The organism is Fulvivirga marina, assembly GCF_016775155.1.
Classification (GTDB): domain Bacteria; phylum Bacteroidota; class Bacteroidia; order Cytophagales; family Cyclobacteriaceae; genus Fulvivirga; species Fulvivirga marina.
In genome coordinates, this window is sequence record NZ_JAEUGD010000042.1 from 21,611 (window position 1) to 44,568 (window position 22,958).

Genomic DNA, 22,958 nt, shown 5'->3' on the forward strand with positions numbered 1-22,958 from the left:
TAAGATGCCATCTCGTGTACGTGATGGCATCTTAATAAAATTTAGGATTTACTTAAAACCCGGTAGTTTGATATTTGGGCAATGAATATTATCCATTCATTGAAATAAGGAACTCTTCATTGTTTCGAGTGCCTTTCATTTTAGAAAGTAAGAATTCCATAGCCTCGTTAGAGTTCATGTCAGACATAAACTTGCGTAGAATCCATACTCTTTGAAGTTCTTCCTCAGACATGAGAAGGTCTTCTCTACGAGTACCAGAAGCCGGTACATCAATGGCAGGGTAAACACGTTTGTTAGATAGTTTTCTATCCAGCTGAAGTTCCATGTTACCTGTTCCTTTGAATTCTTCAAAGATAACTTCATCCATTTTAGATCCTGTTTCTATCAGGGCCGTAGCAATAATAGTTAAAGATCCACCATTTTCTACATTTCGTGCCGCTCCAAAAAACCTCTTAGGTTTGTGAAGTGCATTAGCATCAACACCACCCGACAATATTTTTCCAGATGAAGGTACTGTAGTGTTGTACGCACGTGCCAGTCTGGTAATAGAGTCTAACAAGATCACCACATCATGACCGCATTCTACCATTCTTTTTGCTTTTTCCAGTACCATGCTGGATACTTTTACATGCCTTTCCGCTTGCTCGTCAAAAGTTGATGCTACAACTTCAGCTTTTACGCTCCTTGCCATATCAGTTACCTCTTCAGGGCGCTCATCGATCAAAAGTATGATCAGGTAGCACTCAGGATGGTTTTCTGCAATGGCATTAGCAATTGTTTTCAAAAGCACTGTTTTACCTGTTTTGGGCTGTGCTACAATCATACCCCTTTGGCCTTTTCCAATTGGTGCGAAAAGATCCAAAATTCTGGTAGAGTAGTTATCAGGGCGTGTGCTTAGGTTTATTTTTTCTTCAGGGAAAAGTGGGGTAAGGTATTCAAAAGATACCCGGTCGCGAATTTCTTCAGTAGTTTTTCCATTTACACTTACTACTCTAAGCAGGGCAAAATACTTTTCGCCTTCTTTGGGAGGTCTGATCTGACCTTTTACGGTATCTCCTGTTTTGAGACCAAACAGTTTGATTTGAGAAGGAGAAACATAAATGTCGTCTGGGCTGGCTAGATAGTTATAGTCAGAAGAGCGAAGGAAACCATAGCCATCTTGCATGATTTCGAGTACACCTTCGTTTTCTATTACGCCATCAAAATCCTTGACATTATTTTCTTTTCTTTTATTTCTGTCGTCTTTTCTTCTGTCGTCTTCGCCTCCTCTTTCAGGTTTATCCTTTGCCTTGGTATCGCGAGAACTCTCCTTATCTTCTTTTCTTTCTCTCTTTCTCTCTGGCTTTTCAGGCTTATCACCTTTAGCCTCTTTTTTGCCCTTGTCAGAGTCAAAAGAAGTTACGCTTTCATCAACTTCAATATTGAAGGATTCCAATAGCTCCTCAGAAGATAGCTCTTCTTCTTTTTTATTGTTTTTCACTTTTACATTCTCTCTTTTTGGAGGTCTGCTGGGTGCTTTATCTTCTTTCTTTTGATCTACTTTTGATCTGCTATCCTTAGATTCCTTAGGTTGCTCAGGTTTCGATTCGGGTGTTTTCTTTTTGGGAAGCTGGTTTTCTGGTGTGACGGCTTGTTGGTCGAGTATTTTATAGATTAGCTCCTGTTTGGCTAGCTTCTTGTAATTTTTCAGGCCTAGTTCCTCTGCTATCTCCTTCAATTCTGAAAGAAGCCTAACATTCAATTCTTCAATCGTGTACATAAATTGTCAATTGTGAATTCCTTAATATTTTAATTGAATTATAACTTTGATTAACATGATGCGTATTAATACGAGATATATGCATATCCCTTTTGCCTAAGAGTGGCTCGCTGTCTATTCAAGATGGTGTTTGATTATGAAATAAAGGCTTAAATGAATCGGAATGAGTCTAAAGCCTTCTTTTAAATATTATTTGATATTGCAATAATATATGAACCGTTGGCAATAGTCAAACTTTTGCTTATAAATAATCATTAACCGGTTTAAAAAGTTCAGTTTTACTTCAAAAATACATTATTTTGCATCGATTTTAACGAAAACGGATATGCTACAACTTGCTTATATAAGAGATAACAAAGAAAAAGTGGTTGACGGCCTTAATAAAAGGCGATTTGCCAAGGCTGCCGAAATCATTGAGGAGGTAATTGCTCTGGATGATCAAAGGAAAAGTACACAAGCTAAACATGACCAGGTGCTTTCGGAATCAAATGCTCTTTCTAAGCAAATTGGCATGTTGATGAGAGAAGGGAAGAAAGAGGAAGCGGAAGGAGTTAAAGCTAAGACGGCAGACCTGAAAACTGAAGGTAAAGAGCTGGGTGAAATTTTAAGCAACTGTGAAGACAAGCTTAAAGAACTGCTATATCTAATCCCTAATGTTCCTAATAATAATGTGCCAGAAGGTGGTGGTGCCGATGACAACGTAGTGGTATATGAGCATGGAACTACCCCTGAGCTGCCAGAAAATGCTGTACCACATTGGGAGCTTATAAAAAGCTACGATATCATAGATTTTGATCTCGGTAACAAAATTACGGGAGCGGGTTTTCCTGTTTATAAAGGTAAAGGAGCAAGGCTTCAGCGTGCTATGATTAATTTTTTCTTAGATGAAGCTATTAAGGAAGGGTACGTGGAAGTGCAGCCACCGATTGTGATTAATGAAGATAGTGGATATGGTACAGGGCAGCTTCCAGATAAGGACGGTCAGATGTACCATATAGGAGAGGAGAATTTCTTTTTGATTCCTACAGCGGAAGTGCCTATTACTAATATGTATAGGGATGTGATTGTGGATGTAAAAGATTTACCGGTTAAACATGTGGGTTTTACTCCTTGTTTCAGGAGAGAGGCTGGTTCTTGGGGTGCACATGTGCGTGGGCTTAACCGTCTTCATCAGTTTGATAAAGTTGAAATAGTTGAGATTCATCATCCGGATAATTCATATGATGCGTTGGACAGAATGTGCAAGCATGTTCAGGGTCTTTTAGAAAAGTTAGGGCTGCAATATAGGGTGTTGAACTTGTGTGGAGGAGATATGGGATTTACATCTGCACAGACATTTGATATGGAGGTTTACTCTGCAGCTCAGAAAAAGTGGTTAGAAGTAAGCTCTGTGAGTAACTTTGAAACCTTTCAGGCAAGCAGGCTTAAGCTAAGGTATCGCGGAGATGATAAAAAGATGCATTTACTACATACATTGAATGGTAGTGCTCTTGCTTTGCCAAGAATACTGGCTGCAATACTGGAGAACAACCAAAGTGAGGAAGGGATTAGGATACCTGAAGTTCTTGTGCCTTACACGGGTTTTGATATGATCAGGTAAGTGTCTTTTTATAGCGGTAGTGCAGTGCTACCCAAGCATCGAAAATGATAGCAAGGATACATGCAATTATAATTGGTTGAAAGACTGGTTCGATGTCTGTTCTTTTTATGATGATGCCAATCAATGCCCATATCATAACAAGAGCAAAGGCAATATCCTGGTATTTTTTACTGATCAAATATACAAGAAGTTGGGTGGCAATAATCATAGCGATAACCCAGTTTTCGGGGGATGTCGATGAAAAGCCATAGGCTGATAGCAAAGCTGCAGTATTGGCAATGGTGGCAACGCTTATCCAGGCGAGGTAAATACTAAAAGGTTTGTGTACGAGCCATTTTTCTCTTGTTGAGTTTGGAGGCTTGGTGTGGATTTTTACATATATCATAGAAAGTATTACCAAGAGAAGGATCATGATGATTAGGGACCACTCTATAAGTAGATGGTGCCAGGTCAGTATCCACGAGCTATTAAGCAGGCATGTTATTAAAAACAGCCTTGAGATAGACTCTGCTTTTTTACTATCTCTTGAAATAAAGGGGGAAATGCAAAAACCTGTTAGAAGTAAGTAAATAACAGTCCATATAGAAAAAGTAATACTGGCTGGAGTAAAAAGGTTCGGGTACATAGATGCTACCTGTCCTGTACTCATGCCATTAATGGGAAGAATGTTAGCGAGTGCATTGACTGTTATGACAGTTACTAAGCCTAAAATATTAAGCCATTTCATAGCGTGTCCCTTTGCTTTAATTTAAATATACTCAAATATTTTGGTGATAGACGATGAAGTCCGATATAACATATATACCTTTTATCATTTATTTAAGGCGCTGATATTGCAATTATTTTAATTTAGCAATGGATGCATCTAGCATTACACTCAGCCTTACCGAAATAAGTACTGAATAATGGTGCTGGTTAAGAAACCAGACAGCAAACTGATGTAAGAAGTCGCCTAAAATGAATTTAAACCATGAAAAACCTATTTAATATTATAGTTTTAATGAGCGTTCTGATTTCATGTTCTAAAGAGGAGGAGGGAAAAGAAAGCTCTCTGCCTTACCCTGAAACTGCAAAAGTCGATACTGTGGATGTCTACTTTGGAATGGAGGTTCCAGACCCTTATCGCTGGTTGGAGGACGACAGGTCTGAACAAACAGCTCAATGGGTTAAAGCACAGAATAATGTGACCTTTTCATATCTCAACAACATTCCGTTTAAGAATAAGGTAAAGCAAAGGCTGGAAGAACTTTTCAATTATGAAAGGCTATACGCACCTGCTAAGCATGGTGAGTACTATTATTTTTATAAAAATGATGGACTTCAAAATCAAAGTGTTCTATATAGGAAAAAAGGTATGGATGGGGAGCCGGAGATCTTTATAGATCCTAATACCTTTACGAAAGATGGTACGATTTCTTTGGCAGGTACCAGTTTTTCAAAGGATGGGTCTTTGTTTGGCTATTTGATTTCTGAAGGAGGGTCTGACTGGAGAAAAGCAATTGTCATTGATACTGAAACAAAACAGCAGATAGGTGACACATTGAGAGATATTAAATTTAGCGGTATTGCCTGGAGTGGTAATGAGGGATTCTATTATAGCAGCTATGATAAACCTAAGTCTGGTTCATTGCTTTCAGGTAAAACACAGTACCACAAACTATTCTACCATAAAATGGGGACCCCCCAAAGTGAGGATAAGATGATTTTTGGAGGGGATGAGCAGCCCAGAAGATATATAGGATCTTATCTGACCGAGGATGAGAGGTTTCTTGTAATCACAGCTGCACAAAGTACGAGTGGAAATGAGCTTTATATCAAAGACCTTTCTGATCCTAATTCAAGCATTGTTACAATTATTGATAATTTCGATAATAACCATTACGTTTTGGATAATGAAGGTTCGCGCCTTTTGATACAGACTAACCTTGCGGCGCCTAATAATAGACTGGTAGAAACCGATATCGCCAACCCTACTTCTGAAAACTGGAAAGATGTTATTCCTGAGACTAAAAATGTATTGTCAACTTCAAAGGCTGGAGGTAAAATCTTTGCTGACTATATGGTTGATGCAAAAACTGAGGTAAAACAATATGATATGTCAGGGAAGCTTGAACGTAATGTGCAACTTCCGGGGATAGGAACGGCACGGGGGTTTAGAGGTAGAGAAGATGAGACCGAGTTATATTATACATTTACATCATTCACCTACCCATCAACTATTTTTAGCTATAATATTGCTACCGGAGAATCAGTATTGTATGAGCAACCGGAGGTAGACTTTAACCCGGAAGACTACGAAACAAAACAGGTCTTTTATGAAAGTAAGGATGGTACGAAAGTTCCGATGTTTATTGTTCATAAAAAGGGTATAGAGCTAAATGGTAAGAATCCTACATACCTGTATGCTTATGGTGGCTTTAATGTGAGCCTTCAGCCAAGTTTCAGTACATCTCGTATTGTTTGGTTGGAAAATGGAGGGGTATATGCACAGCCCAATATTAGAGGAGGAGGAGAATACGGAGAGAAGTGGCACAAGGCAGGAACTAAATTGCAAAAACAGAATGTATTTGATGACTTTATAGCGGCAGGGGAGTACCTGATTAAAAGCAAGTATGCTTCTAATGATTATTTAGCCATTGCAGGAGGGTCTAACGGAGGGCTCCTGGTGGGGGCTACTATGACCCAGCGCCCGGATTTAGCTAAGGTTGCATTTCCGGCAGTAGGTGTGATGGACATGCTCAGGTATAACAAGTTTACAGCAGGAGCTGGCTGGGCTTCTGATTACGGTACAGCGGAAGACTCTAAGGAAATGTTTGATTATCTGTACGGCTATAGCCCTGTACATAATGTTAAAGAAGGAGTTGCGTATCCTGCGACACTGGTAACTACTGCTGACCATGATGACAGGGTTGTTCCGGCTCATTCCTTTAAGTTTATAGCAAACTTACAGAAGAAACATACGGGAGATAACCCAGTTTTGATAAGGATCGAAACAGATGCAGGTCATGGTGCAGGAACTCCAATTACTAAAACTATTGAACAGCAGGCTGACATTTATTCTTTCGCTTGGTACAATATGGGAGTAATCCCACCTTTAGAGAAATCAAACCAATAATTTTTCAGGGTCTGAGTTTTCGGACCCTAATCAAAAACTAAATGAAATGACGATAAGAGAAGGAAAGAAGGAAGATCTCCCGAGAGCTCTCGAACTTATAAAAGAATTAGCCGATTATGAAAAGGCCCCGGATGAGGTGACTAATACAGTTGAACAGATGGAAAAGGATGGGTTTGGCGATAACCCTATATATGGAATATTTGTTGCAGAGAATGACAACCAAGAGATTGTGGGTATTGCTATCTATTATTATAGGTACTCTACCTGGAAGGGAAAGAGGATTTACCTGGAAGATATTGTCGTAACTGAGAGCGAGAGAGGAAAAGGTACAGGTAAGCTATTATTTGACAGGATCATTCAACAGGGAAAAAAAACAGAATGCTCGGGAATGGTATGGCAGGTGCTAGACTGGAATGAACCAGCGATTAACTTTTACAAAAAATATTATAGTGCCACTCTTGATGGAGAATGGATAAATTGCAGCATTAGCTTTTCAGAAATCTCTTAAACTAAGACGCCAAATTCAAATGGAATGTCCACCATTTCTTCGAGTTCGTGTCCCATATCTTCCATATCTTCGTCATATTGGTTGTATTTCCACTTAACAGTGACATCATTGCCAAATATGTAAAACTTGTTCAACTCAAAAAGTATCTCAATGAGCATTTTAAAAGAAGATGTGTTAAGATAGTCTATCTCAAGCTCAAGAACGGTTTTATTGCTAGGTTCCTGAAAATAATTTCTTAGCCAACCAGTCATTGCTTGATGAAAAGGCATTGTATCTTCCATGAAAGATCTTCCCTCTATCAGCAATCGACCGGAATCACCATCGAAAAAGATCTTTGGTGAGTCTTCTGTTCTTTCGAAATATAGAGCTTTCATAACCTCAAATGTATAATTCTTATAAGCATGCGAAGTTACCGCATAAGCTAAAGTAGCATATTTAAAGATAATATGCTTAAAAACTCTTTATTTTAACTATTATTGTTTCTAAGTTGGCGAAAAGATTGAGAGTATTAGACTTCTTCCAGTAGTGTCCTAAATGCCACATGCTTGTCTTTGTATCTGGCACGATGCTCCTCAACAAGCTTTGGTGCATGATTATCAAGATACTCAACTACTTTGTCGACTGTGTGAGCAAAGTATTGTACAGAGTACGATACACTTTGCTCTTGTTCATGGCTTAATACTTTAAATATCTTGTACTCAACAAATATACCAGTATCCATAACAGCGGGAATATGTGTGCTTTTCATCCAGTTAAGCCATTCTTCCTCTACATCTATATCGATACCTATTGTTACATTATATAAAACCATTAGTATTTTTTTTCGTGTACAATATCTGCTAAAGCCTATTCAGGTTAATGCGGTAGATCAACCTAAGCTTTTATTGTAGCAAAATTATCATTATTTTCATTAATCATGATCTTTCAAATAGATAAAACCAGATTGGTATTACGTATTTCAATGCTTTTAGCTTCATGCTTACTAATATTTGCATGCCATAGATCTGGAAATGAAAGTACAGGTCCCAAACCTTCTGAAGAGCCCATTGTACAAGTGGTTGATTTTGACCTTAAAAAAATCAAGGAACGCGGCTCACTAGTAGCTATTGTTGATAATAGCTCCACAGGGCTTTTTTTGTACAAAGGGCAACCAATGGGATATGAGTATGATCTATTAGCTCTTTTTGCGAAGAAAATAGGAGTGACCCTTGAAATAAAGTCGACAACTAGCATTGATAAAGCTTTTGAAATGCTAAATGCAGGCGAGGGCGATGTAATTGCTTATTCACTTACTGTAACCAAGGCCAGAAAGAAAATTGTAGCTTTTACTGAAAACCACTACACTGCAAGGCAGGTGCTTATACAGAAAAAGCCAAGAGGCTGGCGAAAAATGACCCGGGAGCAGCTTGAAAAGTCGCTGGTTAGAAATCAGGTGGAGTTGATAGGAAAGGAAGTGCACGTGAGGAAAAGCTCGTCATATGAAGAGCGATTACAGAACCTTTCTCAGGAGATTGGCGGGGATATCATCATTATTGAAGATCAGGATAGTGCAGAAACAGAGGAATTGATCCGCCGAGTGGCGCAGGGCACTATTAAGTATACCGTAGCGGATGAAACCGTAGCTTTTGTAAATGCTGCTTACTACCCCCAAATTGATGTAAGAACCCCTATAAGCTTCCCTCAGCAAATAGCTTGGGCGGTGCGAAAAAATGCCCCTGAGCTCCTGAATGAGATTAATGCATGGATGAAGCAGTTAAAAAAACAGGCCACCTTTAATGTTATTTATAAAAAATACTTTAAAAGCCCTCGTGCTTCTCTAAAAAGAGCGAAAAGTGATTTTTCGTCTCTCGGGGGTGAAAAGATCAGCGTTTATGATGACATAATCAAAGAAGCTGCTGATAGGCTGGGGTGGGATTGGAGACTGCTCGCTTCACAAATTTATCAGGAGTCTCATTTTAATCCAGAGGCAAAATCATGGGCTGGAGCTATTGGATTAATGCAACTTGTGCCAGAGACTGGACATAGGTTTGGTGCTGATGACCTCTATGACCCTGAACAAAGTATAAGGGCAGGGGTTAGTTATCTGAGGTTTTTAGATAAGTTGTGGGCCAAGACAGTTGAAGACGAAAGCGAACGTGTAAAGTTCGTTTTAGCCAGTTATAATGTGGGATTAGGGCATGTTGTAGATGCCAGAGAATTAGCCAAAAAACATGATAAGAATCCTCAAAAGTGGGATGGTAATGTTGAGTATTATTTGTTAATGAAGTCCAAACCTGATTTTTTTCGTGATCCGGTGGTTAAATCAGGGTACTGCAGGGGTGAGGAACCTGTTAATTACGTTCGTGAAATTTTAAGTAGGTTTGATCAGTACAAACAACTAATTTCTAGTTGAGATGTCGTGAAAATTTTTATATTTAGGATAAGCAATTCGTCAAATGAAAAATATGGATAAGTCAAAGATGGATGATCTCTATACTGAGTATACCCAGGTTCGTTTTCTGGATATTAATAAAGAGCAATTCATCTATATCGCTCATTTGTTGCCCTCGTGTCTTATCGTGATGAGCGATGGCTTGTTAGATAGGGAAGAGTGGGTTACATTAAAACGGCTTTCTAAGATTTTGGGAGATGAATTTGCCACTGAAGATCTTGGTCTGGAAGAGAAGGAAGAGAACCTTATGCTTATCTACAAGGCTGAGATCAGGTATCTGCTTAAAAATAGAGAAAAGTGGGAAGCAAAGTTTATTGCTGCCTTAAGAGATTATTTGGCCAATAACGATGCCTCCAAAGAGTTTTTAAATGAAACTATGGAATTGTTTGCTTCTCAGGAGCAGGATACTGAAAAGGCTGAATATCGCACCTACAAAAGATTGAAAGAGGAGTTAAACCTCTAGTTTTTCAACAATATTTTTAAAGTCCAACTCCTCCCAGGTGTTTTCAATGTCGGGAGATCTCATCACCTCATCCATTATCTCTTTTTGCCTTCTGCCAATATTTAGTGCTTCTGAATAGCGTATATCCTCATTAAATGTAACCATGGAGTATAAAGGAGTCCATTTTTCCGGATAAAGCTCATGTAGCCTAGCCTCGATCTTTTTTCTGAGTAAAAAGTCTTCGTCAGCTACGAGATCCCTCATTTCAATAAAATTCTGAAGAGCAAGGTCGGAAATAGCATCGACATCTGGTTTTCTGGTTTCATTAAACTTTTGTAAGACTACATCCCAATTATCCTGATGTTGATCCAACAGTGCATTCAGGATACGACAGTCTTCGAAGCCACTATTCATACCCTGACCGTAGAATGGTACTATTGCATGTGAGGCATCACCTATAATTAATGTCTTGTTTTTAACCCAGGGATAGGATTTTACGGTAACGAGAGATGAGGTAGGGTTAGTCTGAAAGTCATCAGCTAATGTTGGCATTAACTCGTAGGCATCCGGGAACACTTCTTTGAAAAATTGCTCTACATCATCACGGGTTTGCAAAGTGTCAAATGACGGCTGCCCGTTGAATGGGAAAAATAAAGTAACGGTAAAGCTGCCATCCAGATTAGGTAGAGCGATAAGCATATAATTACCTCGAGGCCAGATATGTAAGGCATTCTTATCAATTTTAAAGCCATTGTTGGGTGCAGGAGGTATGCTTAACTCCTTGTACCCATGCTCTATATAGTATTGAGAAAAATTGAAGCGATCAGTACGCTGCATAAAACCTCTCACCACGGAGAATGCTCCGTCTGATCCTATGATTATATCTGCACTTTGTTCAATTTCTTTTCCATTGACATCAAATGAAAGGAGGTTTTTCTCAAAATCTATTCCTGTACACAAATGATCAAAGTGTATTTTGACTCCGAGTTTTTCTGCTTCATTCATCAATAATTCATTGAGGCCACCTCTTGAAATAGAGTTAATAGCCTGGCCCAGCCGTCCATAGGGTTGAAAAGTAAGGGAGCCTTTATGGTCGTGCATCATCCTGCCTTGCATGGGAATAACCATTTTTTTTGCAGCCTCATTTAAACCAACCTCTTTCAGAGGTCGAAGTCCACGATTGCTTAATGCAAGGTTGATGGAGCGGCCTGCATCAGCACTGCCTTTGCGCATATCTCTACGGCGCTCATATAGGTCTACCTTATATCCTCTTTTAGCCAGGTAAATAGCCATTAATGAACCAACAAGCCCGGCGCCAACGAGGGCTATCTTTTCTACATTTTGCATGATTAAAATATTACTTTTTTTAAGATGTCATAAAAGTTAAAAACATCTTCAAATGTGTTATACAAGGGGACAGGTGCTACACGAATAACATTAGGCTCCCTCCAGTCAGCTACTACACCTGATTGGGTGAGATGTTCAAAAATGGCTTTTCCGTTATGGGTTACAAGCAATGACAATTGACATCCTCTGGCATTGGGTTCTGTGGGGGTTATCATTTGCAGAAAACCCTCATCTTGTAATTCTTTAAGTAGTGATTCGAGATAGCCTGTCAGTTTAAGACTTTTTTCACGAAGTGCCTCCATGCCCGCTTCATTGTATATCTCAAGGGCGGCTAAGTGGGCAGCGCTGCTAAGTACATTAACATTACTCAACTGCCAGCCATCTGCTCCTTCCATAGGTTTAAAGCCTTTTTCCATTTTAAACCTTTCCTCTTCATTGTGACCCCACCAGCCTGCGAATCGAGGTATATCCGGATTGTTGCCATGCTTCTCATGTACAAAAATACCACTCACTCCTCCAGGGCCAGAGTTAAGATACTTGTAGCTACACCATGCAGCGAAGTCCACCTCGTGTTTGTGAAGTTCGAGAGGAACATTGCCGGCCGCATGAGCAAGGTCAAAACCCACAAAAGCACCAGCTTGGTGACCTGCCTCAGTAATTTTTTGGATATCGAAAAACTGACCTGAATAATACTGTACACCGCTAAGCATTACAAGTGCCAGGCTGTCTTTATGTTCTTCAATTTTGCTTATTATATCTTCTGTCCTTAGCGTGTGTTCACCTTTACGAGGTGAAATCTCTACCAGTGCCTCATTGTAGGGCAGTTTGTGAAACTTTATTTGACTTTCCACAGCATACTGGTCTGAGGGGAAAGCTCCGGATTCGATAAGTATTTTGTGCCTGGTTTTGGTTGGGCGATAAAATGAAACCATCATCAGGTGTAAGTTTGAGGTGAGGCTATTCATAGAGACCACTTCTGAAGGGAGAGCACCTACTATTTTTGCCAACGCCTCTTTACTGAATTTATGATAATGAAACCAAGGGCGCTTTTGAGAGTGAAAATGCCCTTCCACACCTAGGGTAGCCCAATCATCAAGCTCTTCATTTATATAAGTTTTTGTGCTTTTGGGTTGAAGCCCTAAAGAGTTGCCCGTGAAATAAATGACGTCTTTCCCTTTGAGCTTTGGGATATGAAATCTGTTTCTAAATGCTTTGAGAGGATCTTCGTTGTCCAATTGCTGTGCGTAAGCCAGCGTATTTTTATTGCTCATTTGAAAATTGAAATCGTTTGCGTCAATATTAGGCAAAAATTTTCATCTGTTCACTGCGTATAATACCTTCGTGTTTTAAGAGCCATTCCTTTTTCTCTAAACCTCCGGCAAAACCTACTAAACTCCCGTCTTTTCCTATAACCCTGTGGCAAGGTACTATTATGGGGATCTTATTTTTGCCATTGGCAGTACCTGCAGCCCTAATACATTTGAGATCGCCAAGGCGGATGGCCAGTTCGCTGTAGGAAATGGTTTTTCCAAAAGGAATCTTTAGTAATTCTGACCATACTCGGTTCTGAAAATCAGTCCCAGTTAGTTTTATTGGAATAGAAAATTGTTTGAGATTTCCCTGAAAATACGCATCCATTTCGTTTATGCACTGATTGATTAATGCATTTTCAGAGTAATCATTCCGATTGTCTTCTGTAAAGCAGGCCTCTGTAATGGCTGCATTATCTACCGATATCTTGATCCCACCTATAGGAGATTGGTACACGGCAGTTTCCATTAAACAAAGCGTTCGTCTACCTCCATAACATGGCCGCAACTATCGCAGGTCCGCATTTCTTTAGAGCTATAAAACTCTTTAAAGCGCGAAAGGAAATCCTTCTCAATGTTTTTTAACGGAAAATATGTTTCGTGTAGTTTGTGATTGCAGTTGTCACAAAACCACATGAGTCCATCAGTGTGTTGCTCCTCTCGAACTCTTTCAATGACTAACCCAACTGAGTTGGCAGGTCTGATGGGGGAATGAGGTACCTTAGCTGGGTGTAAATAGATATCTCCAGCCTTTATAGGCACTTCAACAGCTTTTCCATTTTCCTGTATTTTGACAATGATGTCACCCTCCAGTTGATAAAAAAACTCCTCGGTTTCATTATAGTGATAGTCTTTTCTGGCATTTGGCCCGCCGACTATCATTACTATAAAATCGTCAGCTTCAACATAAAGGTTCTTATTCCCAATAGGTGGTTTTAGGATATCACGGTTATCCTCAATCCACTTTTGAAGGTTAAAAGGTCTTTTTATAGCCATAAAGTAATTTTTAAAATTATGCGTATCTGGTTATTAAGCCTAATTGATTAAATGTCATTAACTATTTGAGTGTTCATCTCAGCCAAATAACTGACATTATGGACATTTCTCTTTAAATTTAGCGAAAATTAAAACGATACAGATACAGGATTCTAACAAAATCAAATGGATTTAAAGCTAAAGGATAAAAGAGCAATAGTATGTGGCAGCACTCAGGGTATAGGCAAGGCAATCGCATTTGAGCTAGCCTTATTGGGAGCAAGTGTTACCTTGGTTGCCAGAAGTGAAGAGAAACTACAAAAAGTACTGGATCAGCTTCCATTGACTCAAGGGCAGGAGCATCACTACATATGTGCGGATTTTGATGATCCAGATAGACTTAAAACGGCCATTGATCAATATCTGATCAAGGGGAATAATGTTCAGATACTGGTAAATAATACAGGAGGCCCTGCAGGTGGCAAGGCAATCGATGCAAAACTTGAGGAGTTTGAAGCTGCGTTCAGGAGGCATTTGATCTGTAATCAAATTCTTACTCAGGCAGTAACGCCATTTATGAAACAAGTTGGTTATGGTAGGGTAATCAATATTATTTCTACTTCAGTAAAATCACCACTGCCTGGGCTTGGGGTATCTAATACAATTCGAGGCGCTGTAGCAAACTGGGCCAAAACACTGGCTACGGAGCTTGCGCCATATGGAATTACAGTTAATAATGTTTTGCCGGGTGCTACCAGCACAGTAAGGTTGGAGAGTATTATTCGAAGCAAAGCGAAAAAAACAGATGTTACTGAAGAGGATGTGATGAAAGCCATGAAGAAGGAGATTCCGGCAGGTAGGTTTGCAACTCCTGAGGAGATAGCAGCTGCAGCCGCTTTTCTGGCTACACCGGCAGCTGCATATATTAATGGGATAAACCTACCGGTTGATGGTGGCAGATTGAGCTGTCTGTAATTATCACTGCGGAAGAAAGTTTCTTATTTACAGAATTACAACAATGAAAACAATACAGAACTATATCAACGGGGAGTTAGTGGAGCCTAAGTCAGGGCAGTATTTGGATAATTACAACCCTGCTGAGGGAAAAGTATATAGTTTAATACCCGATTCTGACAAATCAGATGTTGAGGAGGCTGTTAAAGCTGCTAAAGCGGCGTTTCCCGAATGGTCTTCCATGCCCATACAGAAGCGCTCTGATATCCTCAACAAAATTGCTGATCTCATTGATAAGAATCATGACCGTCTGGCTGAAGCCGAATCGGTCGATAATGGAAAACCATTAAAACTTGCTCAGCGAGTAGATATACCTCGAGCATCCAGCAATATGCGTTTTTATGCAACGGCTATTTTGCACTTTGCTTCCGAGTCGCACCACATGGATGGAGAGGCTGTTAACTATACCACCAGAACCCCGGTGGGTGTGGCAGGCTGTATTTCTCCATGGAATTTGCCTTTATATCTGTTCACCTGGAAAATCGCTCCGGCACTAGCTGCTGGTAATACTGTTGTGGCTAAGCCTTCCGAGGTAACACCTATGACGGCTTATCTATTTTCAGAACTGTGTATTGAAGCAGGACTGCCCAAAGGCGTGTTAAATATTGTTCATGGCCTGGGTGCCAAGGCTGGTCAGGCCATTATTGAGCACCCGGACGTACCCATTATATCCTTTACCGGAGGTACGACTACTGGTAAAAACATTGCAGCTACGGCAGCTCCAATGTTTAAGAAACTTTCTCTAGAACTGGGAGGCAAGAACCCTAATATCATTTTTGAGGATTGTGACTTTGAACAGGCGCTCAATACTTCGGTACACTCTTCTTTTGCTAATCAGGGGCAGATATGTCTTTGTGGATCCCGTATTTTTGTTCAGGAAACTATTTATGAGAAGTTTTTAAATGCCTTCGTAGAAAAAGTAAAAGCATTGACAATAGGAGATCCTTTGGAGGACGGCACAAAAGTGGGAGCGGTAGTTTCAGAATCTCACATGGAAAAGGTAATGTCATATATTAAGCTGGCTCAGGAAGAAGGAGGGAAAGTTGTAGTTGGAGGCAATAGAAAAAAGCTTGAAGGCCGATGTTCCGAGGGGTATTTTTTGGAGCCGACGATCATTACCGGTTTGAGTCATCAATGCCGGACAAATCAGGAGGAGATTTTTGGGCCCGTGGTAACCATCATGCCTTTTAAAGAGGAGAGTGAGGTACTTGAGTATGCCAATAGTACGGCTTATGGACTGGCAGCGACCATTTGGACAGAGAATCTTAAACGAGCACACCGTGTGGCACATCAACTTAAGAGTGGCATCATATGGGTAAATTGCTGGTTGGTTAGAGACCTGCGAACACCTTTTGGAGGAATGAAACAATCAGGTGTAGGGCGTGAAGGAGGGTGGGAGGCTCTCAGGTTTTTCACCGAACCGAAAAATATTTGCATCAAATTATAAGGTTATAAGGGAGCCGGTCTAGTTACCGAGTTCCCTATATAATACTTCCGCCTGAGATTTAAACATGTGATCTGGGTGTTGGGTAATTAGAGTAAGTTGCTCCTGAGCTTTTTTACTCTCACCTAATTTGAGATATGTTAAAGCCAGGTACCACTCTGAAACTTCCCTATATAATCCAGTTGCATTTTTAGATGTTTCTTTAAGCCATTTCTCTGCTTGTTCAGCTTCACTAACTGCTAGATAGGAAATCCCGAGGTATGTTTTTATGGCATTGTCCTGAAGGTTTTCATCGATATGGCTTTCAAAGTAAGCTATGGCTGCCCTATAGTTTTGCTGATTGTATGCGCTAAGGCCCTTTTCTTGTAAGCTTTGCGCATCAGACCTTTGAGAAATTATATCCTCATAAGGTTGGAAGTAGGTAGCAAATAGTTCTTCGTTATTTGGTTGTGCTACATTTTGTAAAACCAGATAGCCTATTGGGATCATTAGAACTAAAATAACTGCTGCGACAGAGAGTATACGTTTTATAGGAATAACCTTAGCAGATTTCCTTCCTGAGATTTCTTCCTCCCAGGTTCCTAGTTTTTTCATAAACTCCTGCTCACCAAATGATCTGACTTCTGACATTACATGCAGATAATCTTCTACCTGTTTATTAAACTCAGCATCATCGGCTCTTCTTTTGTCGAACTCTTCTATCTCATGAGTGCTGAGTTTTCCCTTATGGTAGGCATCTATTAATTCTATATCTTTTTCTTCCTGCTCCATATTAATGACCTGTTTTGGCCTCTATTAGCTCTTCACGAATTTTTTTCAGACAAAGGCATTTTTTCTTTTTTACTACCCCTTCATTCTTGTATCCAAGGTTGGAAGCAATGCTCTCCATTGAAAAATTTTTAAAGTAATACATGAGTAGAATAGACTTGCATGGCTCTCCCAGCTTCTCAAGGATTTTCTTTACTATCCCCCGCTGATGAGCCTCTTCCTCAACCCTTAAAAGGTCACTACCTGCAGTCTCTATTTCCGGGATTTCATCCAATTGCACCTTGTGTTTACGCTCTCGAAACAGTTCTCTGACCAGGTTTTTACCTATGCCAAACAGGTAGGTGCTTATGTTGCTTTTTAATGCAGTTATTTTTTCATCTTTCACATTAAAGTAGAAAATGGTAAAACTCTTTTGGTACAAATCTAAAGCTTCGTCTTTTGTGATGCGGTGGTGGGCCATGAACCATTTTAGGAAACCAGGCCTGTTGATCTCATAAAGCTGGCGAAGAAAATGATCGTCTCCCTGCTTTACCAGCAGAATAGCATCATCTGTTGCTGTGCCATTAGTTTGTACTTCTTCCATCCGTTAGTGCGTACCGGTATAAAAAGGTTACCATACTTCAAGAGGCCAAGATAGACAAACTTTACTTCCTTGAAAAGAGGATAAATCCCCAAAGGCAAGATACCCATCTTGTAAATACTTTCCTATGCCCAATCTATAGGGCATATTGCCGAACTTTTCATCACTCACAAGGATGCATCTGGGAGATTAATAGCTTGTTAAGATAGTTTTTCAAAAATTTAGCAAAAGTGGTAACCGATTTTGATTTGAACTCACCAATGACTAAAAATCAAATATTATGAAAAAAATAAATGAATTTCTTTATTTAATTATAGTTGTTGCTTTTCTTCTGTTTTCGTGTGATGAAGAATTTGAAACTCCGCCGGATGTCACTACATCAGAAAACTTTGTTGATTTAAGGCCTCAACAGTCATCCCTTAAAGATCAGGGAAATAGAACTACATGCATTGTTTTTGCAGGTGTTGCGGCAACGGAAGCTGCATACAAGCGTATTGGCTATGGCGAAGTGGACCTGTCAGAAGAGTTCATAAATTTTACCAGGAAGAGTTTTTATCTACATCCTATTTGGAGCGACATTGTTGGTCGTGGAGAAGATGCTATAGAAACCCAACTTGGTCATACTGGTGGTGGAGGAGGCACTGGAGTAGTGGCCGAACTGACTAAAGGCTTCAAGATCCCTATTGAATCAACAATGCCCTACCAGTCTTCAAATACTTATTATCAGAATAATTATCAAACCCTTGGAGATATAACAGCCAAATCTGAGGCTGGGGAGGTTCTAAAGCAGCGAGACTATAGCAATTTCAATCTTGACCCAGAAATACTTACAGATACTCAGTTGAGAGCTGAAAAATATTACAGTGTAGCACAGTACCGGGACATTGATGATCCAAAAGATCCTGCAAAAATAGAAGCCGTTCTGAAGCGAGGTAATGAGGTAGTTTGGGACTTTGCAGGAGCGGTGCCATGGGAAACCGGAGGTATAGATGAAGATGGAATATGGCAGGCATGCAGTTCCTGCACGCTGATGGGACACTCTATGCTTATTGTGGGTTTTGATAAACGTGATGCTGATCCGGATAACCATTATTTTATAGTAAAGAATTCCTGGGGTGCCGGATGGACAGCAACCGGAGGTGAGGGATATACCTATATATCATATGATTATTTGAGAAACTATGGTGTGGCAGCTAGTTACATCGTATTGGCGAACCCACCCTCCAAATGGCCGGAAATAGCGTTTATTGGTCGTTGGAAACTTGATTATGATGGATTTAAAGGGGAGCTTGATATTTATCATCTTCCAGGTATGGCGCAGTACACGTTTGAGTATAACGCAGGGGCAGGGGTGATACCAGAGGTATATGATGATTATAGAATTGGAACTTTCTATGATAGTGAAGGAAAGGCATACAAGGTTAACGGAGCAGTCTCGGGCAATCGTATTGAGTTCTATTTTGATCTGGCTACACCACTTCAAAAGTGGGATGAAAAGCTGGGGCGTAAATTTGTCTATTACCTTGACCAAAACAATTTTATGGCAGGTCAGCATACTGATGGTGATGGCAAAACTTATGGTGGGTATGCCCGAAAGACTGGTTTTATAAGTGGAGGGAATAAAACCCCCAGACCTTTCGAAGTTCAGTCTTACATAGATAGTCAATGGGATTTTTATTATGAGAAGGCAACGGGGGTAATTGAGTTTACAGAAGATGTTTCTAACCAAGAAGCAGATTTCTACTTGCTCAATGGAACTTATACTTCGTCTGATGGAAGTATTGTTTCCGCTGCTCAAATCAAAATACCTAAGGCTGAGACTAATCGTGCTTACATACAGGTTGCCAATATTGGAAATGGAGAAGGAGCGGAAAGTTTCATTGGTAAACACTTAAGCTGGGAAGCCGGATTGATAACTGGAAATACACCAGAGACAGGCAACGCACTGCCCTTCTATATGATCAGAAAGTAATGTTGAATGCTCACTTTCAGTCTGTTATTGTTATATGCAGGCTTAAATAATTGCATTCAATAAACCGTTAAGCTATTTTAAGATAATTAAACCAACTAAAACAACTAAACCAATGCGTATTTATTCTTTGTTATTCCTGCTACTTATGATTTTTGCAGGATGCGAACCGGAAGCACAACAAATAGAAAACCAGCTTTTTGTGCATAATTGTACTGTAGACGATAAATGTAATACCGATGATGATCCTTATTGCGATTGTGGAGGCTCTCCCGAATGTGACAGATATTGTCAGCGCCTGGATCCTGCCCTCTTTTCTATAGTACGAGGAGGTAGGATATGCGGTAAAATATTGGGGTGTATTCCTCCAATAGATGCCCGGCAGTTAAGAATAATATTCTTCACTACCAATCCGGCTGAGTCAATTAGCTATATAAGAACTGTTGCTGCAAAAAATAATGAGATTTTTGCCAAAGGAGAGTTAGAATCATTTGATAAACAAAGAAACGAAGCTACTTTTAGATATAACATAGCGGCAGAGGAGCTAATGGAACAGGAGCTTGTAGTTAGCATAACGGCCTTTACAAAAGAAAAAGAAGGTGAGCTAAGTATGACTATGGAGTCAGAACCATTCCCAAAAGGTCACTTTGCATTTAAATGATTAGATCTTGATTTTAGAGAAAGTAATTTTATTAGTTAAAAAGTCCGTCATGTGCGGACTTTTTATGTTATCAAGCGTGCTTACAGTTTATGGACAGGAAGCCCGATTAGATTTCATGGGGCAGGTTGATTCTACCATGGATAGGTATTATTTTGAAAATGCTGATAGTGCATTGTATTATCTGAATAAGCTTTATCGTAAAGCAGTAGATAATAGGTGGAGTAGTGGAGTTCTCTATGTACTATTGAATAAGGCTTATGTAGCGGAGCATCATTTTATGATAGATTCGCTGGATATATTTTTGGATCAGGGGGACAGCATATGTAACCAGTATCGCAATGACACGGAAACTATAGACCCGGATAATAATTTAATAGCTGAAGTATCCTACATGAGGGGGATGTATTATTATTACCAGGGAGATTTTCTTAATGCTTTACTTAGTTTTAAGAAGACCATTTTTGATAAGGATATTCTCCAAATCTCGGATTCGCTACAAACGTTTAACGGTCTTGTCAATATTAGCCAGTTAGCTATATTCAATTCAGACTATGGAAGGGCGATGCAGTTTGCCAATATGGCAAGTAAAACACTTCCTATGCAGTACCCCTCTTATACTTCGGTAAGGGACTATGATTATCAACGGGCCTTTATTGATGCAGTGAAATCAAGAATACAGTTTTTACAAAACCAGCCAGGTAAGAATATCAATATCTACAGGGGGATAAAAAGTAGCTTAAAACAATCCATTGAGAGGATAAAACATAAGGAAAATGAAGCCGGTACTCATAATTTGTTTCTTAAGCTCTATACACAATTGGCAGACGTATATGTTGCGCTTGAAGATTACGATAGTGCTTTAGTGCATATAAATAAAGGTATGCTGTTAAGCAAAGGGGCGGATAAAGAGCAACAAATAAAGTTTCTTTATGAAGCTGCCAATGTTCATTTAAAAAAAGGTGATGATAAGACGGCAACTAAACTGGTAAGGGAAGGGCAGGATATTGCTTTAAGGGATTTTGATGAGCGAAATAGGTTTATTGCACGAGCCTATTATGAAATGGGAAATATACATGCTTCAAGAAGTGAATGGACCAGGTCACTATCAGCTTATCAACAGTCTCTGCTTCAATTGGTAGATTCTTTTTCAAATCATGATGATCTCTTTGCGTTACCACTGTTGCAGGGTAATATGCTTGAAAGCGAAGTGCTGAAGGTTCTTTTGCTTAAAGCCCAAACGTTTTATCGATGGTATAATGATAAACCTGATAATAAAAAAGCCTTGTTTGCAGCAGTTGAGACATATGAAAAAGCTGTCGAACTGATTGATAAGATAAGGATGAGCTTTCAGGATGCCGACTCCAAGCAATTCCTTTCTTCAGTTACTTTATCATCATATGAAGAGGGTATACAAGCAGCAACACTGGCTTATCAGGTTACATCAGATACAAAATACTTTGAAAAGGCATTCTATTTTGCAGAGAAAAGTAAGGCCAATCAGTTGGTTCAAGTGGTGAAAGATATATCATCAAAATATTTTGCGGGTATTCCCAAAGACATAATTGAACATGAGAACCAACTTAAGGGGCGGGTATACTACTGGAAGCACACTTTGCAGGATTCAGATGATGCCGATTTTAAAGTAAAGGCTCAGAAAAATCTGCTTGAAAGTAAAGAAAGATATGAAAAGTTTATAAAAGGTCTGGAGAAGGAGTATCCTGAATATTATCAGGTGAAGTATACCTCAAAAACCATTGGTATTCATGATATAAGAAGTGAGCTGGCTAAGGGTGAGGTGTTGATAGAATACTTTTATGGAGATCAACACCTATATGTTTTTGCGATTTCAGCTAACGATACTTTCCTTGAGTTAGTGCCTGTTGATTACAGTATGCACAAGAAGCTTTATTCTTTTCTTGACCTGTTAAAAAAGCCAGGTGTAGAAAAGTACGATTTGGAACAATATGAAATTAAAGCGAAAGAGCTTTATGCTATTCTGCTGAAGCCTGTAGAGAAGGCCATGCCTAAAGAAAATGGACATTTACTTATTGTAGCTGATGGCCCCTTAGGATATTTACCCTTTGAAGCGTTGATAGCATCTGAAATTTCTAACGAGAGTTTAGATTTTGTAATTAACAAGTACAGTGTTTCATATGATTATTCAGCGACGCTCAGACATGAAAAGAAACGTATTCAAAGAGATGGAGAAAACAGGCGCTACGTTGGGTTCAGCCCGAGTTATAATTCAAAAGAGTCTTTTTTAAGTGACTTAAAGTTTAACCATATGGAAGTAAAGCAAGCTCAAAGTTACTTAGGAGGGGAGGTTTTTGATGGAGAAAATGCAACTGAGTATAATTTTTACAATAGCTCATCTGAAGCATCTGTTATACACCTTTCTTTACATGCCAAAGTTGATGACGATCACCCATCAGCGTCAGCACTTTATTTTTATAATGCCTCTGTTTCGGGGCAGACAGGGGCAGATGAGGATAATATTCTATACCTGTATGAGCTTTATAGTATATCATTAAAGGCCAGACTAGCTGTTTTAAGCGCGTGCGAAACAGGCACAGGCTTATATGCAAGAGGTGAGGGTATTATGAGTTTAGGGCGGGCATTTCAGTATGCCGGATGCCCAAGCGTTGCTATGAGTTTATGGCAGGTTAATGATAAATCTACCGCATCCATTATGGGCGAGTTTTTCCAAAACCTGGAAAGAGGAATAAGCAAAAGTGAGGCGTTAAGAAAGGCCAAGCTATCATTTATCAATGATCCTAAAAATAAATACTTCACCCACCCATACTATTGGTCGGGATTTGTTTTGATGGGCGATGATCAGCCCATTTCTTCTCCATCACGGCTAATGGAAGTTTTGCTTGTATTTGTGGTGCTGATAGCTACAACCTTGATAGTTTACATCAAAAAATACAGAAAAGGATCTGCCTGATAATCTATGTCTTAGGTGTTTTGATTGAAAAGATACTGTTAAGTTGGTAACCTATGGTTTTGCGGCTTCACTAACCACCAAATCATTA

20 protein-coding genes are annotated in these 22,958 nt (G+C 39.6%); 10 read left to right on the forward strand and 10 right to left on the reverse strand.

Annotation, left to right across the window (positions count from 1 at the left end; all coding sequences use genetic code 11):
• Window positions 1-88 precede the first annotated feature (88 nt).
• Window positions 89-1,759 (reverse strand): transcription termination factor Rho, encoded by a 1,671-nt coding sequence (gene rho / locus JMN32_RS10860; protein WP_202856361.1) that lies wholly within the window; start codon window positions 1,757-1,759, stop codon window positions 89-91.
• A gap of 325 nt (window positions 1,760-2,084) precedes the next feature.
• On the opposite strand from rho, the gene serS reads away from it, so the two are divergent.
• Window positions 2,085-3,359: a serine--tRNA ligase gene (serS, locus tag JMN32_RS10865; RefSeq protein ID WP_202856362.1), complete on the forward strand. Its 1,275-nt coding sequence runs from the start codon at window positions 2,085-2,087 to the stop codon at window positions 3,357-3,359.
• Here the strand turns inward: serS and JMN32_RS10870 are convergent.
• On the reverse strand, window positions 3,352-4,086 hold the full coding sequence (locus JMN32_RS10870; RefSeq protein ID WP_202856363.1) for a tryptophan-rich sensory protein: 735 nt from the start codon (window positions 4,084-4,086) through the stop codon (window positions 3,352-3,354). The two genes, serS and JMN32_RS10870, sit on opposite strands and share 8 nt — an antisense overlap.
• A gap of 243 nt (window positions 4,087-4,329) precedes the next feature.
• On the opposite strand from JMN32_RS10870, the gene JMN32_RS10875 reads away from it, so the two are divergent.
• Window positions 4,330-6,474, forward strand: coding sequence for a prolyl oligopeptidase family serine peptidase (locus tag JMN32_RS10875; protein WP_202856364.1), 2,145 nt, complete (start codon window positions 4,330-4,332; stop codon window positions 6,472-6,474).
• 46 nt (window positions 6,475-6,520) lie between these two features.
• The gene (locus JMN32_RS10880) at window positions 6,521-6,982 is read left to right on the forward strand and encodes a GNAT family N-acetyltransferase (RefSeq protein WP_202856365.1); all 462 of its coding nucleotides are present in this window, start codon (window positions 6,521-6,523) and stop codon (window positions 6,980-6,982) included.
• Here the strand turns inward: JMN32_RS10880 and JMN32_RS10885 are convergent.
• Both JMN32_RS10885 and JMN32_RS10890 read right to left on the reverse strand, forming a co-directional pair.
• Complete coding sequence (locus tag JMN32_RS10885; RefSeq protein ID WP_202856366.1) at window positions 6,979-7,356, reverse strand: DUF1987 domain-containing protein; 378 nt, start codon at window positions 7,354-7,356, stop codon at window positions 6,979-6,981. The two genes, JMN32_RS10880 and JMN32_RS10885, sit on opposite strands and share 4 nt — an antisense overlap.
• A 134-nt stretch (window positions 7,357-7,490) precedes the next feature.
• Window positions 7,491-7,793 carry a DUF4286 family protein gene (locus JMN32_RS10890; protein WP_202856367.1) on the reverse strand — a complete coding sequence of 101 codons (303 nt, stop codon included), beginning with the start codon at window positions 7,791-7,793 and terminating at the stop codon, window positions 7,491-7,493.
• A 105-nt stretch (window positions 7,794-7,898) separates the two neighbouring features.
• On the opposite strand from JMN32_RS10890, the gene JMN32_RS10895 reads away from it, so the two are divergent.
• Both JMN32_RS10895 and JMN32_RS10900 read left to right on the forward strand, forming a co-directional pair.
• Window positions 7,899-9,374 carry an MltF family protein gene (locus JMN32_RS10895; protein ID WP_238354434.1) on the forward strand — a complete coding sequence of 492 codons (1,476 nt, stop codon included), beginning with the start codon at window positions 7,899-7,901 and terminating at the stop codon, window positions 9,372-9,374.
• 52 nt (window positions 9,375-9,426) lie between these two features.
• Window positions 9,427-9,876, forward strand: a complete 450-nt coding sequence (locus JMN32_RS10900; protein WP_202856368.1) for a hypothetical protein — start codon at window positions 9,427-9,429, stop codon at window positions 9,874-9,876.
• Here JMN32_RS10900 and JMN32_RS10905 read toward each other — a convergent pair.
• From JMN32_RS10905 to JMN32_RS10920, 4 genes are read right to left on the reverse strand one after another with little or no spacing between them, the layout of a single operon-like run.
• On the reverse strand, window positions 9,865-11,202 hold the full coding sequence (locus tag JMN32_RS10905; protein ID WP_238354435.1) for an FAD-dependent oxidoreductase: 1,338 nt from the start codon (window positions 11,200-11,202) through the stop codon (window positions 9,865-9,867). The two genes, JMN32_RS10900 and JMN32_RS10905, sit on opposite strands and share 12 nt — an antisense overlap.
• Window positions 11,203-11,204: 2 nt before the next feature.
• Window positions 11,205-12,473 (reverse strand): kynureninase, encoded by a 1,269-nt coding sequence (kynU, locus tag JMN32_RS10910; protein ID WP_202856369.1) that lies wholly within the window; start codon window positions 12,471-12,473, stop codon window positions 11,205-11,207.
• Between the two features lie 28 nt (window positions 12,474-12,501).
• Window positions 12,502-12,981, reverse strand: coding sequence for a methylated-DNA--[protein]-cysteine S-methyltransferase (locus tag JMN32_RS10915; protein ID WP_202856370.1), 480 nt, complete (start codon window positions 12,979-12,981; stop codon window positions 12,502-12,504).
• Complete coding sequence (locus JMN32_RS10920) at window positions 12,981-13,508, reverse strand: 3-hydroxyanthranilate 3,4-dioxygenase (RefSeq protein ID WP_202856371.1); 528 nt, start codon at window positions 13,506-13,508, stop codon at window positions 12,981-12,983. The genes JMN32_RS10915 and JMN32_RS10920 overlap by 1 nt, the downstream gene beginning before the upstream one ends.
• Before the next feature lie 165 nt (window positions 13,509-13,673).
• Here JMN32_RS10920 and JMN32_RS10925 point away from each other — a divergent pair, with 165 nt between their 5' ends.
• On the forward strand, window positions 13,674-14,462 hold the full coding sequence (locus JMN32_RS10925; protein WP_202856372.1) for an SDR family oxidoreductase: 789 nt from the start codon (window positions 13,674-13,676) through the stop codon (window positions 14,460-14,462).
• 43 nt (window positions 14,463-14,505) lie between these two features.
• Window positions 14,506-15,948 (forward strand): aldehyde dehydrogenase, encoded by a 1,443-nt coding sequence (locus JMN32_RS10930; protein ID WP_202856373.1) that lies wholly within the window; start codon window positions 14,506-14,508, stop codon window positions 15,946-15,948.
• Window positions 15,949-15,966: 18 nt separating this feature from the next.
• Here JMN32_RS10930 and JMN32_RS10935 read toward each other — a convergent pair whose 3' ends face one another.
• Window positions 15,967-16,716, reverse strand: coding sequence for a tetratricopeptide repeat protein (locus tag JMN32_RS10935; RefSeq protein ID WP_202856374.1), 750 nt, complete (start codon window positions 16,714-16,716; stop codon window positions 15,967-15,969).
• A gap of 1 nt (window position 16,717) precedes the next feature.
• The gene (locus JMN32_RS10940; protein ID WP_202856375.1) at window positions 16,718-17,296 is read right to left on the reverse strand and encodes an RNA polymerase sigma factor; all 579 of its coding nucleotides are present in this window, start codon (window positions 17,294-17,296) and stop codon (window positions 16,718-16,720) included.
• A 277-nt stretch (window positions 17,297-17,573) separates the two neighbouring features.
• Between JMN32_RS10940 and JMN32_RS10945 the strand changes: the two genes are divergently transcribed.
• The 3 genes from JMN32_RS10945 to JMN32_RS10955 all read left to right on the forward strand — a co-directional run bounded on the left by JMN32_RS10945 (window position 17,574) and on the right by JMN32_RS10955 (window position 22,870).
• The gene (locus JMN32_RS10945; protein ID WP_202856376.1) at window positions 17,574-19,265 is read left to right on the forward strand and encodes a C1 family peptidase; all 1,692 of its coding nucleotides are present in this window, start codon (window positions 17,574-17,576) and stop codon (window positions 19,263-19,265) included.
• Between the two features lie 112 nt (window positions 19,266-19,377).
• A complete protein-coding gene (locus JMN32_RS10950; protein ID WP_202856377.1) occupies window positions 19,378-19,923 on the forward strand; it encodes a hypothetical protein in 546 nt (181 codons plus the stop codon).
• 49 nt (window positions 19,924-19,972) lie between these two features.
• Window positions 19,973-22,870 carry a CHAT domain-containing protein gene (locus JMN32_RS10955; RefSeq protein WP_202856378.1) on the forward strand — a complete coding sequence of 966 codons (2,898 nt, stop codon included), beginning with the start codon at window positions 19,973-19,975 and terminating at the stop codon, window positions 22,868-22,870.
• Window positions 22,871-22,958: the final 88 nt, after the last annotated feature.

Excerpts from the sequence above, each read along its gene's own strand:
- rho (WP_202856361.1), bottom strand. The coding sequence starts at position 1,759 with ATGTACACGATTGAAGAATTGAATGTTAGGCTTCTTTCAGAATTGAAG.
- serS (WP_202856362.1), top strand. The coding sequence starts at position 2,085 with ATGCTACAACTTGCTTATATAAGAGATAACAAAGAAAAAGTGGTTGAC.
- JMN32_RS10870 (WP_202856363.1), bottom strand. The coding sequence starts at position 4,086 with ATGAAATGGCTTAATATTTTAGGCTTAGTAACTGTCATAACAGTCAAT.
- JMN32_RS10875 (WP_202856364.1), top strand. The coding sequence starts at position 4,330 with ATGAAAAACCTATTTAATATTATAGTTTTAATGAGCGTTCTGATTTCA.
- JMN32_RS10880 (WP_202856365.1), top strand. The coding sequence starts at position 6,521 with ATGACGATAAGAGAAGGAAAGAAGGAAGATCTCCCGAGAGCTCTCGAA.
- JMN32_RS10885 (WP_202856366.1), bottom strand. The coding sequence starts at position 7,356 with ATGAAAGCTCTATATTTCGAAAGAACAGAAGACTCACCAAAGATCTTT.
- JMN32_RS10890 (WP_202856367.1), bottom strand. The coding sequence starts at position 7,793 with ATGGTTTTATATAATGTAACAATAGGTATCGATATAGATGTAGAGGAA.
- JMN32_RS10895 (WP_238354434.1), top strand. The coding sequence starts at position 7,899 with ATGATCTTTCAAATAGATAAAACCAGATTGGTATTACGTATTTCAATG.
- JMN32_RS10900 (WP_202856368.1), top strand. The coding sequence starts at position 9,427 with ATGGATAAGTCAAAGATGGATGATCTCTATACTGAGTATACCCAGGTT.
- JMN32_RS10905 (WP_238354435.1), bottom strand. The coding sequence starts at position 11,202 with ATGCAAAATGTAGAAAAGATAGCCCTCGTTGGCGCCGGGCTTGTTGGT.
- kynU (WP_202856369.1), bottom strand. The coding sequence starts at position 12,473 with ATGAGCAATAAAAATACGCTGGCTTACGCACAGCAATTGGACAACGAA.
- JMN32_RS10915 (WP_202856370.1), bottom strand. The coding sequence starts at position 12,981 with ATGGAAACTGCCGTGTACCAATCTCCTATAGGTGGGATCAAGATATCG.
- JMN32_RS10920 (WP_202856371.1), bottom strand. The coding sequence starts at position 13,508 with ATGGCTATAAAAAGACCTTTTAACCTTCAAAAGTGGATTGAGGATAAC.
- JMN32_RS10925 (WP_202856372.1), top strand. The coding sequence starts at position 13,674 with ATGGATTTAAAGCTAAAGGATAAAAGAGCAATAGTATGTGGCAGCACT.
- JMN32_RS10930 (WP_202856373.1), top strand. The coding sequence starts at position 14,506 with ATGAAAACAATACAGAACTATATCAACGGGGAGTTAGTGGAGCCTAAG.
- JMN32_RS10935 (WP_202856374.1), bottom strand. The coding sequence starts at position 16,716 with ATGGAGCAGGAAGAAAAAGATATAGAATTAATAGATGCCTACCATAAG.
- JMN32_RS10940 (WP_202856375.1), bottom strand. The coding sequence starts at position 17,296 with ATGGAAGAAGTACAAACTAATGGCACAGCAACAGATGATGCTATTCTG.
- JMN32_RS10945 (WP_202856376.1), top strand. The coding sequence starts at position 17,574 with ATGAAAAAAATAAATGAATTTCTTTATTTAATTATAGTTGTTGCTTTT.
- JMN32_RS10950 (WP_202856377.1), top strand. The coding sequence starts at position 19,378 with ATGCGTATTTATTCTTTGTTATTCCTGCTACTTATGATTTTTGCAGGA.
- JMN32_RS10955 (WP_202856378.1), top strand. The coding sequence starts at position 19,973 with ATGTGCGGACTTTTTATGTTATCAAGCGTGCTTACAGTTTATGGACAG.